At 62.7% G+C, this 17167-nt stretch carries 14 protein-coding genes; 7 read left to right on the top strand and 7 right to left on the bottom strand.

Going from position 1 to position 17167, the window contains the following annotated elements; translation table 11 throughout:
- Positions 1-169 precede the first annotated feature (169 nt).
- Both BLT42_RS01100 and BLT42_RS01095 read left to right on the top strand, forming a co-directional pair.
- Positions 170-1567 carry an MFS transporter gene (locus BLT42_RS01100; RefSeq protein WP_091765456.1) on the top strand — a complete coding sequence of 466 codons (1398 nt, stop codon included), beginning with the start codon at positions 170-172 and terminating at the stop codon, positions 1565-1567.
- 102 nt (positions 1568-1669) lie between these two features.
- Positions 1670-3451 carry an ATP-binding response regulator gene (locus tag BLT42_RS01095; protein WP_091765453.1) on the top strand — a complete coding sequence of 594 codons (1782 nt, stop codon included), beginning with the start codon at positions 1670-1672 and terminating at the stop codon, positions 3449-3451.
- Here the strand turns inward: BLT42_RS01095 and BLT42_RS01090 are convergent.
- Both BLT42_RS01090 and BLT42_RS01085 read right to left on the bottom strand, forming a co-directional pair.
- Positions 3448-4104 carry a response regulator transcription factor gene (locus BLT42_RS01090; protein ID WP_091765450.1) on the bottom strand — a complete coding sequence of 219 codons (657 nt, stop codon included), beginning with the start codon at positions 4102-4104 and terminating at the stop codon, positions 3448-3450. The genes BLT42_RS01095 and BLT42_RS01090 overlap by 4 nt on opposite strands.
- 177 nt (positions 4105-4281) lie before the next feature.
- Positions 4282-6012, bottom strand: a complete 1731-nt coding sequence (locus BLT42_RS01085) for a polysaccharide deacetylase family protein (protein ID WP_176780189.1) — start codon at positions 6010-6012, stop codon at positions 4282-4284.
- A 267-nt stretch (positions 6013-6279) separates the two neighbouring features.
- On the opposite strand from BLT42_RS01085, the gene BLT42_RS01080 reads away from it, so the two are divergent.
- From BLT42_RS01080 to BLT42_RS01060, 5 genes are all read left to right on the top strand, one after another.
- Positions 6280-7500 carry a hypothetical protein gene (locus BLT42_RS01080; RefSeq protein ID WP_091765444.1) on the top strand — a complete coding sequence of 407 codons (1221 nt, stop codon included), beginning with the start codon at positions 6280-6282 and terminating at the stop codon, positions 7498-7500.
- A 232-nt stretch (positions 7501-7732) separates the two neighbouring features.
- Positions 7733-8884, top strand: a complete 1152-nt coding sequence (locus BLT42_RS01075) for a response regulator (protein ID WP_091765441.1) — start codon at positions 7733-7735, stop codon at positions 8882-8884.
- On the top strand, positions 8874-9977 hold the full coding sequence (locus tag BLT42_RS01070) for a YaiO family outer membrane beta-barrel protein (RefSeq protein ID WP_091765438.1): 1104 nt from the start codon (positions 8874-8876) through the stop codon (positions 9975-9977). Before BLT42_RS01075 ends, BLT42_RS01070 begins: the two co-directional genes overlap by 11 nt.
- On the top strand, positions 9952-11028 hold the full coding sequence (locus tag BLT42_RS01065; protein WP_176780188.1) for a HEAT repeat domain-containing protein: 1077 nt from the start codon (positions 9952-9954) through the stop codon (positions 11026-11028). Before BLT42_RS01070 ends, BLT42_RS01065 begins: the two co-directional genes overlap by 26 nt.
- Positions 11025-12449, top strand: coding sequence for a glycosyltransferase family 2 protein (locus BLT42_RS01060; RefSeq protein ID WP_091765432.1), 1425 nt, complete (start codon positions 11025-11027; stop codon positions 12447-12449). The genes BLT42_RS01065 and BLT42_RS01060 overlap by 4 nt, the downstream gene beginning before the upstream one ends.
- A 304-nt stretch (positions 12450-12753) precedes the next feature.
- Here the strand turns inward: BLT42_RS01060 and BLT42_RS14915 are convergent, their stop codons facing one another.
- From BLT42_RS14915 to gspN, 5 genes are all read right to left on the bottom strand, one after another.
- Positions 12754-13521: an autotransporter outer membrane beta-barrel domain-containing protein gene (locus BLT42_RS14915; RefSeq protein ID WP_233342242.1), complete on the bottom strand. Its 768-nt coding sequence runs from the start codon at positions 13519-13521 to the stop codon at positions 12754-12756.
- A complete protein-coding gene (locus BLT42_RS15195; protein ID WP_091765426.1) occupies positions 13443-14882 on the bottom strand; it encodes a hypothetical protein in 1440 nt (479 codons plus the stop codon). Before BLT42_RS15195 ends, BLT42_RS14915 begins: the two co-directional genes overlap by 79 nt.
- Before the next feature lie 655 nt (positions 14883-15537).
- A complete protein-coding gene (locus tag BLT42_RS01045; RefSeq protein ID WP_233342255.1) occupies positions 15538-15885 on the bottom strand; it encodes an ArsR/SmtB family transcription factor in 348 nt (115 codons plus the stop codon).
- A gap of 65 nt (positions 15886-15950) precedes the next feature.
- A complete protein-coding gene (locus tag BLT42_RS01040; protein WP_143023985.1) occupies positions 15951-16328 on the bottom strand; it encodes a hypothetical protein in 378 nt (125 codons plus the stop codon).
- Between the two features lie 103 nt (positions 16329-16431).
- On the bottom strand, positions 16432-17163 hold the full coding sequence (gspN, locus tag BLT42_RS01035; RefSeq protein ID WP_091765417.1) for a type II secretion system protein N: 732 nt from the start codon (positions 17161-17163) through the stop codon (positions 16432-16434).
- Between the last annotated feature and the right edge of the window lie 4 nt (positions 17164-17167).

The following is a 17167-nucleotide window of genomic DNA, read 5'->3' as shown; positions in this document are numbered from 1 at the left end:
GCGGGCTTCGCGCGCACCCCCAACCCGGCTCCACGCCCAATTTGGGGTTGAGCGTAAATAAGGGTTGGATTTCAACTTGATTGGGCGATGTATTGGCACCAGCATCAATCACCCATATGGGTGGTTCTCACCGCTTTCCTGAAAAAACCTGTCCCCCAGAGATTTGCCCATGTCCGAGCTTGATCCTGCGTCTGAAACGGCAGCCGAGACCGCAAACAGGGTGAGCATTGTGACCCGCGCGAGCTATGGCGCCGGCGATCTGGGCTTCGTGCTGGTCTGGCAGGGGGCGGCGCTTTTCCTGCTCTATTTCTATACCGACATCCTGCACCTGGCGCCGTGGGTCGCGGGCGCGATCTATCTGGCAGGGATGGTCTGGGATGCCGTCTCCGACCCGCTGATCGCCACCTGGGCCGAGCGCCACGCCGCCCGCACCGGTCGCTATGGCCGCATCATCGGCTGGGCCGCCCTGCCGGTCGGGCTCACCTATGCTGCGATGTTTGCGATCCCGGCCGGCGGCGCGGCGGTTACCGCGATCGGGGCCCTGGTCAGCCATCTGGCCTTCCGCACCGCCTTCACCTGCGCCGCCATGCCCTATAGCGCCCTGCCCGCACGCCTGACCCGCGATGGCGATGTCCGCACCGCCCTGTCGGCCGTGCGCGTGGTCGGCGCGGCCATTGGCGGGCTGGCTGTTGCAATCGCGACGCCGCTGATCGTGCAGATGGCGGCCGAATCCGGCGAAGGTGCCGGCTATCGCCTCGCCGCCATCGCCACCGGAGCGCTCGCCGCCGCCGTGTTGCTGCTCTCCAGCCTCGGCATTCGCGAAACCCCGACCGCCTCACCACCGCCGCCGGCAACAGGATATCTGGGCGATCTGGGGGATCTCTGGTCAGGCATGCTGCGCAATCCGCCGCTGCAGCGCCTGCTGGCCCTGATGCTGCTGGCGACAATCGGTTTCGGCCTGTTCACCCAGAATATGCTGTATTTCCTCAATCATGTACTGGCCCGGCCCGAGCTCGCCTTGCCCGTCCTGGCCACACCGGCCCTGGCGATGATCGTCACCGCCCCCCTATGGATGATGCTTTCGGCGCGAAGCTCGAAACGTTTTGCCATGCTGGCCGGCATCATCACCGCCCTGGCCGGCTATCTGCTGATCGCCATCGCGCCGACCGCCGGTCCGGCCCTGATCCTCGTCAGCGTCGGCCTGGTCGGCATAGGCAGCGCCGCCCTGCCGGTCATGTTCTGGTCGATGGTGCCCGATGTGATCGATTTCGGTGAACTCAAGACCGGGGTGCGGGTCGAGGCACGCACTTTCGGGCTGACCACCTTCGTCCAGAAATGCGCGGCCGGACTGGCGGCCCTGCTGGCCGGTGGCTTGCTCGCCTGGTCGGGTTACACAGCGGATGCCGTCCAGACCCCGGTGGCGCAATCGACGATCATCGCGATGATCTCCTGGCTGCCCGCCGGCCTGATGGCTGCGATGATCGCCATTGTCTGGGGCTATCCGCTCAGCCGCGAGCGGCATCGTGAAATTGTCGCCGATCTGGCCAGGCCCCGTACCGGGAGCTGAGCGCATCACCCGTTCGGGCGGTTGAGCGCCGCAGCACAGGCTGGCATTGTCGCAGTTTGCACGGGCGGGAGCGCTCGCCCCATCCCTCCTGGAAGGCCCCAGATGAGCGAGACAATCCAGGAGCAACCGGCCAAACTCCGCTCGATGGCGGATGAGAGCGATGGTCTCAGCCAGGTCCATCTCGGCCAGGCGCAATTGCTGCACGCCCGCACCGGCCTGTCCTGCCTGATCGTCTCGGGCGTGACGCTCTATCTCGCCGTCCTGGTCAGCCTGACCGGTGATTTGCGCTTCGCGGCGATCTGGCTGGCCTGCACCGGCGCCATGATCGGCGTGGTCTATGCCTATGCGAGACTGATGGCCCCGCACGGCATCAATGCCGGCAATTACCGGCGCTATCTGACCGGGCACACGATCATCTCCGGCCTCACCGGTCTGGTCTGGGGCGGTCTGGCCAGCGCCTATCTTGACCCGAGCTCGCTGCTCAACATGTTCATCGCCACCAATATGGTGTTCTCGATCACCGTCGGCGGCATGATGCCAAGTTCGGAATACCGGCGCACCTTCATCAGCCTCGCCTCGGCCACGCTCCTGCCTTTCGCGGGCTATTGGCTGCTGACGGTCGATGGTCCCTTGCGGCTGATCGGGATCGGACTGCTGATCTATTACGCCTTCGGCCTGCTGGTCAGCGCCCGCGCCGAAGTGCAGACAATCGCCAGTCTCGCCGCCGAGCGCACCCGGGACCTGACGCGGCAATTACAGGAGCAGAACCGCATCATCGAACGCGCCAGCGCCAGCAAGTCGCGCTTTCTTGCCGCGACCAGCCATGACATGTCGCAGCCACTCCAGGCGCAAGGCTTTTTCATCGGCGCCATGCGCCGCACCCTCGACCAGCCCACCCAGCTCGAACTGCTTGACAAAATCGAGGCCTGTTGGCGCAGCCAGCAGCAGCTCTTGCAGGCGCTCGTGGAAACGGCCCGACTGGATAGCGGCGCCATTGTCGCTCGCACGCGCGGTTTTCCGCTAGAGGAAGTCCTGCAGGATTTGCGTGCCGAGTTTACGGGCATGGCGCGCGCCAACCGGGTTGAACTCGCCATTATCCCTGCGAAGTTGGCGGTGAATAGCGATCCGCTCCTGGTCACCCGCATCCTGCGCAATCTCTTGTCCAACGCTATCAAATTCACCCCCGCTGGCGGCCAAGTGGTGCTGCGCCATGCCCTGCAGGACGGCGCGCTTTTCGTAGAGGTCTGCGATGACGGACCTGGCGTTTCGACAACCGAGCGAGACCGCATCTTCGATGAATATGTCCAGCTCGACGCGAGCCATACCGGCAATGAAGTGGGGCTCGGGCTCGGCCTGACCATCGTGCGCCAGTTGGCGCGCAAGCTTGATATCGAGCTGCGGTTCGACTCGACGCCGGGCGAGGGGACATGCGCCGGCATCGTGCTGGCCCTCGCCGCTTCGCTCCCCGACGCGCCGGGCGATCCGCAACCGCGTGGCAAGATACCCGAAAGCCCGCTGGTCGTGCTGGTCGAGGATGAGGCCAGCGTGCGCGAGAGCCTGACCATGCTCCTCACCGATTGGGGTTGCCGCGTCATCGCCGCCATGTCCGGCCGCGAAGCGCTGGAATTACTATCCTGGGCTGATGCCGAGCCTGACGTGTTGATCGTCGACAAGCGTCTCGCCGCCGGTGAGGACGGGGTGGAGACGGTCAAGGCCCTGCGTTCCGAGGTTGTGGCTGATATCCCGGCCATTCTCCTGACTGGCGACATCTATCAATTCGAGGCCATCGCCGGCATGGAGCACATCACGGTCCTGCCCAAGCCGACCGAGGCTGACCAGCTTCATGGCGTCCTGCTCGACATCCTGCGCCCATCGGCAGGCTAGATCAGCCCAAGCGCCTGCGCCTTTCTCATACAGGCCGTCCGCGTATGCGAATCCAGCGCCTGGAAGATCGAGCGCATATGGGACTTCACCGTGTTCTCGCTGATATTGAGCCGGCCGGCGATATCCTTGTTGGTCGCCCCCTGCCCCATGAGATCGAGTATTTCCAGCTGCCTCGGCCCAAGCTTGGGCAATTGCCGTTCGGACTTCGATTGCCAGACATCCGCCGCCTCGCCGGCGCGAGCCATAACGCGGGTTTGCGGCCCGTCGAAACACGTGCCGCCCGCCAGGATGACATCGACGGCAGCGATCAACTCTCCGGTGTCAGCCGATTTATGGACGAAACCCCGCGCGCCCAGCCTTCTCATCTCCGCCAGCGGCGGTTCCGCACCGATGCCGGAAAGCATCAACACCGGCGTACGCGGTTTTTGCTCGCGGACCGCGGCGAGCACGACGAGCCCGTTCATCGAACGCATCACCAGATCGAGAATGATCAGATCATAGGTTGGGGCCGCGCCGAACGTCTTCAGGAACTCGACCGGCTCGCTAAAAACCTCGACCGTATAATCCTCGCGCATGCTCGACAGCAGCGCGCTGAAGCCGTCGGCAAACATCCGGTGATCATCGACAAGCGCAATTCGAAGGCTCGCAAGCATTTTCTACCGGCTCCATCCTGCGGAGTGCCACCTGACAGGCTCCACACTGCGCTCTCCAGCACGCCCGGAACCCTATCGCATGCTCCAGGGAGACACCAACCGGAGCATCAGACGCATGCGCTGCGGTCCGTGCCGCGTTTCAGATCACAATCTGGACCGAACAGAATGCCGTATCCCCTATTCGCTGTCGCGAAACTCGATTTCGAGCCGGTCATTGAACGCCGGCAAGACCAGTACACCAGCCTCCAGGCTGGCCCCTTCGCGCAGGGGCGTGACCGGCCGCCAGGTCTCTGGAATCTGAACGGTAAGGCCCTCGATCGGCGCATCCGTCGTCATGACCAGCGCAATCGTCTGCTCCCCCAGGCTGACATCCACTTGGACCGTGTCGCGCACCGCCCACCAGTCGCCAAATGCCTGGAGAGTGCCGATCCATGAATTGGGGCCGATTGCCGTTAGCAGTCCATCGAGCATGGCCAGTTTTTCACCTGTCTCATTGGGGTGAATCAGGACGACATTGACCCCGCCATACCTGGCCAGCGACGCAGCAAGGTCGATCCCGGCCGCCAACCTGTCACCATCGAGAACGGGCTGCTCGTCCTCTAGGGAAATCGGGAATTCAAAGATCGCGGTTTCGCTGGCATAGCGACGGCCGAAATTTGCCCTGTACGGCAGATGCGTGAGCGCTGTCCCGGAGCTGATCGAGGTCGAAAAGCGGTATCCACTGGCCTCCAGCGCCTCAGGCAAGCTGTCCGGCGTCGCTAGATAGCCCGGCCTGAAGGACGTGACGGTCTCCCCCGTCAGAGCTTCGAGAAGGAACCGGCTGACGCGGAGTTCTCCAAGCACCGAAGCATGGCGCGTATCGCCGACGCCGCCAACCCGCGGCTGATACCCAGGGTATCGCTCCTCGCCACTCCCCAGCGGTAGATCGGAGAAAACATCGGTATGACTAACGGAGTGGCTGCCGATCTCCATGCCCTGGCGCTGCAATTCCCGAATGGCGGCAAAGGCGGACTGATCAAAGAAACTGCGGTCGAGATAGTCGCGAAAATACTTGGTTTGGATGAAGAAGGTGCCATGCACGCCGTGGTCCGTGAGTACATCGGCATAGGCTGCCATATTCGCCACGGAGTACTGGTAGTCGACATCAAAGGTTATGATGCTGGCCAGCGCTTGCCCGTCGGGCACTGTCGCCAGGGTCACCGCGTCGGGCGCGTCCCGGTAAATGGCACGCACCAGACGCAACCAGACATCCACTGATGGCTCATAGCCATTGGCATAATCGCGCCCGGCACCCTCGTCGCGACCCGAATTGGCGCGCAGAATGAAGAAGCCAAGGTCAAAACCCAATGCATAGGCCTGGCCACCGCCGGCATGGGACCGGGCGATGAAAGCCGCTGCGCCATCCTGGTAACGACCGAGCACGGTTTGCGCGCCAACGAAGGATTGGGTGCCGATCCAGCCCTCCGGCCGTTCCGGATTGCCCAGCCTGACAACCTGTTCGCGCGGGCCGGTGAGAAAGCCGGTGAGGACCTGACCCGACCCGAAGCTGACCTCATAGTGATCACGTCCCTCCTCCAGACGCTCGAAGCCAAACACATCCTGCAACCCGCCGCCGAGTACCTGGGTCGCGATCAGCGTGCCCCCGCCGGCCACATATTGACGCAAGCTGTCGAGCTCGACCGGCTCGAGGAGGGCGCCAGAAATAATCGGATAGGCCAGAATTGTGGAATGCTGAACGGCACGCGCAGCATCGCGGGTGATGATAAAAGGCACACCGATCGTGCGCAGCCCGTGCACCAGGCCCAGCCAGGCAGAATCCTCGTCGGTCAGGAGAATCGCTAACCGCGACGCGCTACCGGTCTCGTAGTCGCGCCAGTCCGCCAGCTCGGCTTCGATATCTGCGCTCACGGCAGCGGGTCCATTCAGCCCACGCAGGAAAGCGGGCGGGCGGCTCAGCCATATACTTGCCGCGATTATCAGGCCTATGGTCAGGATGGCCCCAATTACACCCCAACTTCGGTTCATAACGTCCCTCGATATCCTCGCGCGTCCTTTAATAGGCCCGCAAGACCTTACTTTGCAGTTTTGATGGCAGCGCACGGTGACGCCCATCCGATCCGCAATCCATTTTCGTTACGGCCACCGCTGCCAAGGACCAAGGACAGATTTCCCGCAATGCTCTCCCCCCATCCCCCAGTCGCGCTCCGTATCCTGCTCGGCCTGTGTCTCGCAGCGGTCGCACCGGCGTATGCGGAAGAGCCAATCTGGACCTCGCCACTGTCCAGCTCCCGGCCCGCTTGCGTATCGGCCATCCATGTCTATGTGCGTCCGGTCGGGGAGAATGCTGTCGAGTATCTGCGCGCCGACGCCATTCAAGACGGCTGCGTCTCGCAAACACCTCCCGGCAGCTCGGCGCCGGACCTCGATCTCACGCGCGACGCCCGACCAGTCGACCGGGATCTCCAACGTGGCGCCTGGGCCTGGCATAGCGGATCCTGGCGCCAGGACCCTGAAGCCTTTGTTCTGTCGGCGATGGCCCAGGGGATTGATCACGTCTTTATTTCGATACCGATCGTGGAGGGTCGGGTCGACGCGTCGCCCGCGCTGGAACGCCTGATCAGCATTGCCCATGCCAGCGGAATTGGCGTGTCAGCGGTCGAGGGCGACCCGGAAATGGTCACAGCCGCCGGCCTGCAGTACGCGCGCGGTCGCGCTCTCGCGATCCGGCAATACAATCTCGACCACCCAGCAACACCGCTGGACGGGCTGCAATACGATATCGAACCCTATCTTCTACCCGATTATGCGCTGGCGCCGGAGGACATGCTCGAGCGCTGGGCACAATCCGTGATTGCTTTGAGCGAGACTTATGGTGCCGATGTCGACATCGTCATACCGTTCTGGCTCCCGCTGGTCCCCGGCGGACCGGAGGCCCTGAGCAGCGTTCGCGAACGAGCCGCGCGTCTCACGGTCATGGCGTATAGGACGGCGCCGGCGTCTATCCTGTCTGCAGCTCAACCATCCCTGATCTGGGGCGAGGCGCACGAGTTGCCGGTCGTCATCGCACTTGAAACCGGGCCGCTTGAGGATGAGCACCTTCAGGTCTACCGGCCCGCACCGCAGGGCCAGCTTCAGATTTCACAATCTGGTTCCGTTCAGGAAGTACACTTGCGCGCCGAGACCGTGGCCGGCACGGTAGATGAGCCCGCCTTCCGTTACAGCCACACGGTGACCGCGCCGGCATCACGGGTCAGTTTTCGTGGTGACCTGCCGGCATTATTCCTGACGCTGGACGAGGTGGAGCCGATGCTCAATGGCTATGACAGTTATGACGGTGCCGCGATCCACGGATTGTTCCAGCAAGCAGACCCGGCGCTCATAAGGAATGAGCCCTGAGTCGCATCCAACCCGGTTAGCAGTCTTGCAGACACACGACATCTCAAAGTAAGACCTTGTGCCTGCCCCCTGACAGGATAAGACTTCCCGCAAGTCCATAATTACACGCAATGCGAGTGGTGACCCGGGAGATTGTCGCACTCCCCGGCGACAACCCGCGGTCAGCTAGACCAAGCCTGAAGCATGATCGCCCGGCCATCCATGTGGCAGGTCAAATGTTGGAGATTTCTCATTGGCCAATGGCAAGCCAGATTTATCACCGCTGCACGAGCGGTGGCAGCATGCCCTGTCGGAATTCCTCGAGCGTGCAGCTGCGACCCGGCTTGAGCTGGATCGCAATATTGCCGACCTTGCCGGCGGCAATGCCGATCAGACCCAGCTCGATGCGCTCACGCACGACACGCACCAGTTGGCCGGGTCAGGTGGCACCTTCGGGTTTCCAGAAATCAGCCGGCTGGCCAAGACAGCGGAGAGACTGCTGCTCGCCGGTCCCGAGGCGATCACGGAGTCGATCAACGCCGTACAGGTGCTGAGCCTTTATCTGGGCGAAGTCGTCGCAGGCAAGCACGCCAGCCAAACGACACCCGATTTCAGCAACGCAGCGCCCGTCGAAGCATCTGCGCCAGCCAGACATGCCCCCCGCCAACGGCGCGTCCTGATTGCCGAGGATGACGTCGTATTCGCGGCCCTGATCGGTGACATGTTCGGCGATGAGATCGATGTCCACACAGTGCATGACGGCGACGAAGTCGTCGCGGCCGTGCGCCGCCTGACCCCCGATGTTCTTCTCCTTGATGACGGACTTCCGAATCTGCGCGGACTTGATTTGATCGAAGCCTTGCATCGCGATGGCATGACACGGGATATGGGCGTGGTGATGCTGACGGCCAATGCCGCCCCGGATTCCGTCCTGCGGGCGATTCAGGCCGGCGCGGTGGATTACCTCGTCAAGCCGGTCGATCCGGTCGCGCTCGTCCGGACAATCCGCGAACGGCTGGACAATTCGCGCACCTCCGTCTTGCTGATCGATGACGACCCTCTGGTCCTGCAATTGCTCCGCGACGGATTTCGCAATTCCGGGTGTCTGGTGTCGGAGGCCGCAGACGGCGAAACCGCGCTGGAGATGGTCGCCAATGAGAAATTCGACCTGCTCGTGCTCGACCGGATGATGCCGGGCCTTGATGGCAGTGCCGTGCTCCACCGCCTCAAGAGCAATCCGCAAACCCGGAGTATTCCGGTCATTATTCTGACGGCGCGGGGCGGGGCCGATGAATCTCTTGCTTTTCTGCGACGGGGCGTGACCGACTTCATCACCAAACCGTTCAATCCGGACGAAGTTGTTCTGCGCGGGCTGCGAATTCTGGAGCGCGCCGATGCTCGTTGAGACAGTAACAGCCATCCTGCTGGCCCTGCAGGCCGTACCCGCGGAGACCGGGGATTGGCGTGCCGATGTCTGGCGGCTTTCCGATCAAGGCGACTATTCCGCCGCTCTGGCACGTGTTGGAACCTCACCGGAACCGTCCGGGTATGAGGCCCGGGTGATGCGCGTTCGTGTCCTCGCCTGGAGCCATGATTATCAGAGTGCCGAACGCGAACTCGCCGAATTGGAGCGAGCCTTTCCAGGCAATCCTGAACTGGAAGCGGTACGTGGATCCCTGGCCTATTATCAGGGCCGGAATGACGACGCTGAAACCGCATTTCGCGCCGCGCTGGCGCTGGACCCGGATCTGGCGGAGGCTCGGGACGGGCTTGCGCGGCTCGACGCCGGCACCACCGGAACCGAAATGCGGCTCCGTCTTGATATGGGAATGGGTGTCAGCAGCTTCTCACGCTCTGCCAACAGTAACTGGACCCAGGCTTTCTCGCAGCTGACCTGGATTGCGCCGCGGTTCTCTGCCGGCATTCGCACCGATACCTATGACCGTTTTGGTCTGCGCAATGACAGCCTGGGCCTTCGCTTCACCTACCGCATCGATGAGGATTGGGATGTGGAAGGCAGTGCTGATCTGGGTCCAGGCAATGTTTTCCGTCCCGAACAGAGCCTCGGAATAACCATAGGCCGGCGCTGGGTGCCTCCTTCAACGGACCTCCCGGCCGTTCGGACCACGCTGGGGCTTCGACGCGATCAGTACAACGCGGTCACCGTGGAATCCGCTTCGCTAGGGATCGGGATGTTCTGGGAGGGCTATAGTCTGGAAACCCAGGTCATCGCCATTGCGGATGCGGGCGAGGACGCCAGTTACGGCGCCTTGCTGCGCGGATCCTACGAGCTTGGCGAGCGCGCCACTTTCAGCCTCGGCATGGCCGATGCGCCTGAGACCGATGCCGGTGTTACCGTCAACACACGCAGCCTGTTTGCTGGCGTCCGTTACCGCTTCGACGAGAACCGGCAAATCCGTCTCGACTGCGCACGCGATGACCGTGAGAATTCCTACATCCGGAAGGCGTGCAGTGTTTCAATCAGCTACCAATTCTGACACGGTTCTGCTGACCGCAATCTGGGTCGCCAGCCTTGTTCTCGTGAGCCTTTCCGTGTTGGCCCTGCTGGCGTTGGCGGCTCTGCGCAGTCTGCGCGACCTCGGCCGCGAGCGCGAACAGGCTTGTGCCGATGCGCTCAGCGCCAACATACGCAATCTCCTTGCCTCACGGGTGGAGATTGCGCCAGCCATGCTGCCCAAACTCCAGCATCGCGTCGTGCGGGCCAGCATCGCAGTGCTCATCGGCTATTTCCGCAATCTCGAAGGCGAGGCGCGCCAACGCTTGAAACAGCTCCTGGAGGTTTGGGAAATCGAACCCGCCCTGGCGCGCCTCTACCGCAAGTCACCGCGCCTTCAGAAACTTCAGATCCTGGCAATTTTCTCGCATCTCGACACCCCGTCATCACTGGATCTGGTGCGTCAGCAACTCTCCTCCGAGGATCAACATATTCGCCTGGCCGCTCTGCGGACAATGGTCCGGCGAGACCCCGAAATCGCGCTAGAAAATCTCGTCGACCTGACAAACCGCTCACGTGCTCGCGACATGCAATTGCTCGCCACCACGCTGCGGCGACAGGGGCCGCGGGCGATATCGGCGCTCGAGGCGCTCGCCGGCGCCGGAGCGATGGAAGGTTGTTTGCGCAGCGCCCTTGAAGGCCTCGCTGCGATCGGTGCTGCGGAGACACGGCTCGATCTGACAACGCTGGCAAACCACGCTTCCCCACGGGTGCGGTCCAGCGTCGCCCTGCTCGCCGCCGGCATTGTGAGCCCGGCCGGAGCAACGGCCCTGCTGCGGCTGGCCGAAGATCCCGAGCCGGCTGTGCGCGAAAGTGCGGCCCTTGCGATTGGCCTGCGGCGTCGCGCTGACCTGATCGAAATCCTGACAGCATTGATCACCGACCGGGTCTGGTCGGTGAGGTTCCGGGCTGCCCAGGCCCTGGCGGAACTGGGCCCGCCCGGCCGCGCCGTCCTGCGGCACCTGCCCGATCCGGGCCCGGGGACAATTCGTATTGTCGAAGAAGTTCTGTACGCTTCAGGTCGTGCGACATGATCGGTCTGGTCGAAATCCCGCTTCTGGTTCTGGCCTGGCTCGTCCTTCTGGTCGGCCTGATCCAGAATCTGATCTATGCCAGCTATCTGATTCCGGCGTGGCGCGAATTGCGCGACCGCGCCAACGCCCATGACGACGAGGCCACCTGGCAGGCCCTGAGGCGCGGCGATCAGCCGCCGATCACCCTGATCGTGCCCGCCTATAACGAAGACAAATCCATCGTCGCCAACGCCCATTCCCTGCTGTCGCTGCGCTATTCCGGCTTTCAGGTCATCATCGTCAATGACGGCTCGACCGACGAAACCATGACGCGCCTGGCCGATGCGCTCGAATTGGTCGAGATCCCGCGGGCGCCGATCCCCGGATTGGTCCATGCCGAGATCCGCGCCATTCATCGCTCGGCGATCTACCCCAATCTCTGTGTTGTCGACAAGGAGAATGGCGGAAAGGCCGACGCGATCAATGCCGGTCTCGCCTGCACCCGCACCGAATTGTTCTGCGTCATTGATGCCGATTCCATTCTCCAGCCCGAGGCACTGGTCCGGGCCGTTCAGCCCTTCCAGGATCCGTCGGAGAATGTCGTTGCGGTCGGCGGTACGGTCGGCGTCGCCAATGGCTGTCTGGTCAAGCACGGACAGATCGACCAATACGACCTGCCGCAGGAGTTCATCGCCCGGGTCCAGGCGGTGGAGTATACGCGCGCCTTCCTGCTCGCCCGCCTGGCGCTGAGCCGCACCAACACGCTTACCCTCGTATCGGGCGCCTTTGGTGTTTTCTCGACCCGCGTGGTGATTGGAATTGGTGGCTTCGACGTCACGACGGTCGGTGAGGATATGGAATTGATCATGCGCCTGCACCACCGGCTGCGGCAGGACGGCATACCCTATTCAATGCGCTATCTGCCCGAACCGGTGTGCTGGACCGAAGTGCCCTCGACCCTGCGCGGCCTGTCCCGTCAGCGTATTCGCTGGCAGCGCGGAGCGATGGAAAGTCTGTCGCGACATCGCGGCATGATCCTCAACCCCCGCTATGGCCGGATCGGCCTGGTGGCCCTGCCGAGCATGATTGTCATCGATGTCCTCGGACCGGTGGTCGAGGTCCTGGGCTATTTCCTGGTCCCGGCGCTGGCGCTATGGGGCATTCTCGACCTCGATTTCCTCCTTGCCTATCTGGCTTTGACGTTCGGATTCGGGATTTTTCTCAGCACGGCGAGCATCGTGCTTGAACAGGGCTCAATCGAACGCCCCACCACAGCCAGGCAATTGCTCAGTCTGGCCTGGACGGCCGTGCTCGAAAATTTTGGCTATCGCCAGCTCAACAATTTCTGGCGTCTGACGGGGCTCATCAAGCATTTCAGCTCCACGCCCGCGCAGTGGGGCGATGTCGGGCGCACCGGCTTTCGGGAAGAGGACGCCAGCTGAGCCGCGCATGAGTGGGGCCCACGGCGCTGACTTCCGAGGCAGACCGGATCCGCGTCCTGTCTTGACCCGTCTCGCTAGACTGAGGGGTCGCATGGCCGTTTGCGCAGAATATGCGCCTGAAGCGGCGACGGAACCCGGTCTCCACGGCCCAGATCGATTCGCTCGGACGCCCGCCCTGCACGATCCGCACGACTCGAACGAAGTTCGGCTGACCGTCGACCGCGCCCAGACAATGTCGTCCTGCGGTTTCGGCATTCACCTCGCCCGCCCGGCCGCGGCGGCATCGCGAGCAAAAGCCAGGTGATCAGAAGCGCAGACGCAGGTCCGGGCCGGTGCGGTGATGCTTGGCTTGGTCGCCGAGTTCCGCATTGTAGCCAAAGCTGACGCTGACCCTCTCATTGCCGACGATATTGATGTCAGCACCGAGCTGATAGACGCGTCGGTCGAGAACAGTACTGATCATTGCCGCATCCGAATTGACGCTGGCGCCAGCGAAACGAACCGGGATGTCCACCCGACCGGTCGAGCTGAGCCGCGCGCCCATCGTCAGCGAGACGGTACCGGTGCGCGTTTCACTCTCATGGAAAACATGACCCAGACGCAAGACTGGATTGAGCGAAGCGATGAGTTGGGTGTCGCGAACCACCTGGACGCCGAGTCCGTCCAGACCGGTCTCCGTCAGGCCATAATGGCGCAAGGCCGTCAGACCTGCGTTTAGAGATGGTGCGGCGAAGAAAGCGCCATTGCGGAAAACATTTCCGACATGCCCGTCAAACCGGAGGTGCCCGGTCTGGGGTTCCGACAAGCCCCTGCCGGTCTCGAAGACCGCCACCGAGCGCGCCGTTTCCAGCCAGGTCCAGCCACCGGAAATCGAGAAGCCGCAATTATACCCGTCGGCATTCTGGCGTTCCATGCCCAGACCGGCCGTGAACCCCTGACCACTGGATCGCGCCCTGTTGCCATCAATCGGGGTCTGGCTAATTTCCTCATACGCTATTGCGAACGCCAGCGACCAATCCTGGCCGAGTGGTTGCTGGAACCCACCGCTAAAGCGAGTGGAATTGGAGCCCACGCCCAAATCCTCGGTGCCGGCCGCGCGGTCGCGCGTGGATTGCTCAAGGCGGGTCCAGACGCATTGATCATCGTGTGATCTGACCACCGTGCCGCAATTGAACAGATCGCTTGCCATCGTATTGGCCGCGGTGAGCTGCCCATGTAGCGCCGCGACGTGGGCCTCCGGATTGAGTTCGCTGAAGACCGCCTGATAGGCGTCAAGCTCGCCAGCCTGCATGCTGCGACTCCGCCGTCGAGCAGGGCTGTAGACACACCCGGGTCAAGCATGGCCATGACGACAAGCTCTGCGCCCTTGGCGTTATCGCCGCCAACATGGCCGTCGCCAGCCGCCCCGAGCAGGCCATAACTGCTGCCGGCCACGCCGCCGCCACCGCCGAGGCTTTGGGCGAACACACTGATCGAGCCCTCACCATGGGTGATGATCGTGCTGTAATTATTGACCGTCGCCGAGCCGCCGCTATTGCCGACTCCGCCGGTTCCGCCAGAGCCCAGGCTCAAAATGACATCGCCGCCCGTGCCGCCGATGCCGCTGTGGCTCTGTGCCACGACACCATGAGCCTGAACGTCATAGGTCGTGAGATTTCCGACCCGCGTGGTCAGGATGACCGTGCCGCCTGCGCCGCCGGCGCCGCCCGCCGCCGCACTCGCCCCGGCATAGCCGTCACCACCATTGCCGCTATTGCCGCCCAGGCTGGTCGCGATCACGCCGGCCAGAAGATCGGTGTGCGTGACGAAATCGCCATGCGTGTCCGGCACTTCCCAGGTATTGGCGGTGCGAGATTGTCCGCCAGCACCGTTATTGGCTTCACGGAAAGGATAGCCGTGGCGCCCATTGCCGCCGGACGCGCCGAAACGGTGCACCGCGACGGAATTGAAATCACCCGGCCCGCGCGTCGGCGTATTCAGTGAGTAGGCGAGCCCGGTGCCGCGGACATCCAGTTCGCTGGCAAGATTGACCATGCTGCCCGTATCGAAAGTGACGCTCTCAAGCTCGCCATAACCGTTGAGCACAACAGCCGTAACTTCAGCGATCACACCCGTCGTCGGGTCGATCATCATGTCACCAACGGCAACGACGCCGGCATCCGTGGTCCCGAGGATGATGTATTCGCTGTCACTAAACAGGTTCAGTGGGTTGCCGGCCAAAAATCCGCCGTCGGCCAGGACTTCGGTGATCGTGAGAAAGCCAATGCCGCGGACAAAGATCTGATCGCCCACCTGGCTCTGCGCCAACGCCTGTCCGGCTCCGGCCGCCAGCAGCGCCCCGGAGACCGCCAGAACCGTCCCCAGCGAACTCAGCCGGTTCAGTATTGTGTGCGAGAGCAGCGAATCCTTGCGGCCGCGCTCGGCTGAACTCAAAATTGAGGGATTCCTGAGAGCTGATGAACCCACAGTCTTATAGCGACAAGTCTCGTCATTTTGCGTCCCCCCGGAGCAAATCACAAACTGCGCGTATGTGTGCACCCAAAATCCACTGCCAACCGACTAGGGAAATGCTTGCTTATAATTGGATCTTGCATGACCTGTGTCATGCAGATCTAGTTCAAAACTATAAAGTTACACTATTTACAGATTGTTGCTGCAGCGAAACGCCCCAATTTACTCAAAGATAGTCGATCCCTCTGCGCAGGCGTGAAAACGGCGCCATGAGCTGAGCGGGGCCCGTCGCGCCGCTCTCCATCATCGGCCGCGCTTAAGTTCAACGTTGATCCCGTCCGGATCCGCACCCGCGCGGATCGTCGGGCACGTGCGAGCGAGCAGCAGATCGAGGCAGCCCTATCCCGCCTGGGTCAGCGCGCTATGATCGGATTGATGGCGCACTCAAACCCGGCCGCGCGTTGAAAGCGGCCAATGCCGCGCACAACGCAAGGCATGAGTTTTGCGCGGACATGGATCAGAATTGGCGCAGGAAATCCGGACGAGCGCGACAGCGGCAAATCGATGACCAGACAGGGGTGACGGTGCTGTCAGGCCAATGCGGGCCGGTCTCTGAATCGAAATCGCCCCTCAAGGCTCAGGGCAAATTTGTTTCAGCGCGGCCTGTAAGTTCGGCAGAATCGCCGAGAATGTCCGATATTATCGCCTCGGCAAGCCAGCGCGTTCCATCGGTGTCTGCAGCGTAGAACATGAATTGTGAGCGTCGTTCAGCGCGGATCAAGCCGGCCCGTTCCAGGGTCTGCAGGTGGCCGGTCATGGTCGATCGCGGCACTTCATAGTGCGCAGCCAGATCACCCGCGGATACCGAGATCGGATATCGCGCGCACAGCCGCCGAAAAAGGTCCAGGCGCACCGGGTGTGAAAGGCCGGCCAGCGCGGTAACGGTTCTTCGATTTGTCATGCCGGCAAGTTGCGGTACGAGCATGACCAGCACATCGAATTTTCGTGAATGTTTTGCGACGACGCGAATTCGGCACAGCCCGGCACCGGCTAGTCCCGACGGCAGGAATAGTGACCGAGAACCGGGATAACCCTGCGGCTTCCATCAACGCCTTCCAGGCGCAAAACAGCACGGTTCATCCGCAACCCATCCGCAACGACTTCGTCAAAACGGCCTGAGACCAGGATCTCGCGGACATTGCCGGCACCAGGAAAGCGGCGCTCATAGAGGTCGCCCACCGCGATCATGCCCGCAAGCCCCGGGCTGACCCGGCGCAGCGCTTCCGCGTCCACCAGAAACCTGATTTCACCGCGCGTGAGGTTTTCGAAAGCCAGCAAATCGTGGGGTCCACCGGCGCGCCACAGGAAAACGCCGCACTCCCCGGAATCAAGTCTTTGCGGCCCCAGCGACGTCGTCGGCTCCAGCACGCCCCTCTCCCCGGCCAGCGGGGCCGCGGTCGCCGGAGACGGTATCGGTAGGGACTGACAGGCCGTCGCAGACAGACTCAAACCGGCCAGGGCGATGATTGCCTTAATCCGCATGACCCATCTCCCCGTTTTGCCGCCAGATCCCATCCGAGAGCTGGAAGCCTGAATAGGACAGCGCATTGCCCAGATCGGCATTCGTCGTTGCGATGTCGATCGTCCACGCGACAGCAGCCGAGCCAAAAATCATGTCTGCCGCGACCGTCATATCCGCAGTCTCCCCGGATAGTGCGGCCACGAGCTCGCCGCCGCGGCACTCCAGAGCGCCGTTCAATTCGGGTACAGCAAGGCCGAATTCCTGCGACAGATCGGCCGAGAAAGCCGCAGTCATCACGCCACTGGCGGCGGCACAATGGCCACCGGTGAAATCCAGCCGGTCGAGGCTGACCGTGATGACCGCCGCTTCCGTGAGGCCGGGGATCTCCTGCAGGCCCATTCGAACCGGTACGCCGACGAGCTGGGCATCGAGCACTTGCCAGTTACCGTGCAGATCGACCCGCGCAAGCCCACTGCCGCGCAACCCGGCATCGGCCAGCACCCAGTCGATTGCGGGCCGGCCACCTGGCAGGGTCCACGGCCGGGTGTGAATTTGCGCCCGGCGCATGGAGACCTGACCGAGGCGCGCGCCCCGGATCGTGCCATTCCAGATCGAGCCATGTATCTCGGCCCGGCTCAGATCGACCCCATTGGTGGTCAGTCCGAGCACCAGCTTCAGCGGCAGCGTGGCAATCAGCCCGATCAGCAATGCGATGATGAAAACAGCCAATAATCGCAGCATTTGC

The sequence above is a fragment of the Maricaulis salignorans genome, assembly GCF_900103475.1.
Taxonomy (GTDB): domain Bacteria; phylum Pseudomonadota; class Alphaproteobacteria; order Caulobacterales; family Maricaulaceae; genus Maricaulis; species Maricaulis salignorans.
Note: the sequence above shows the minus strand (reverse complement) of the source record. Positions and strands in the feature narration are given on the sequence as shown.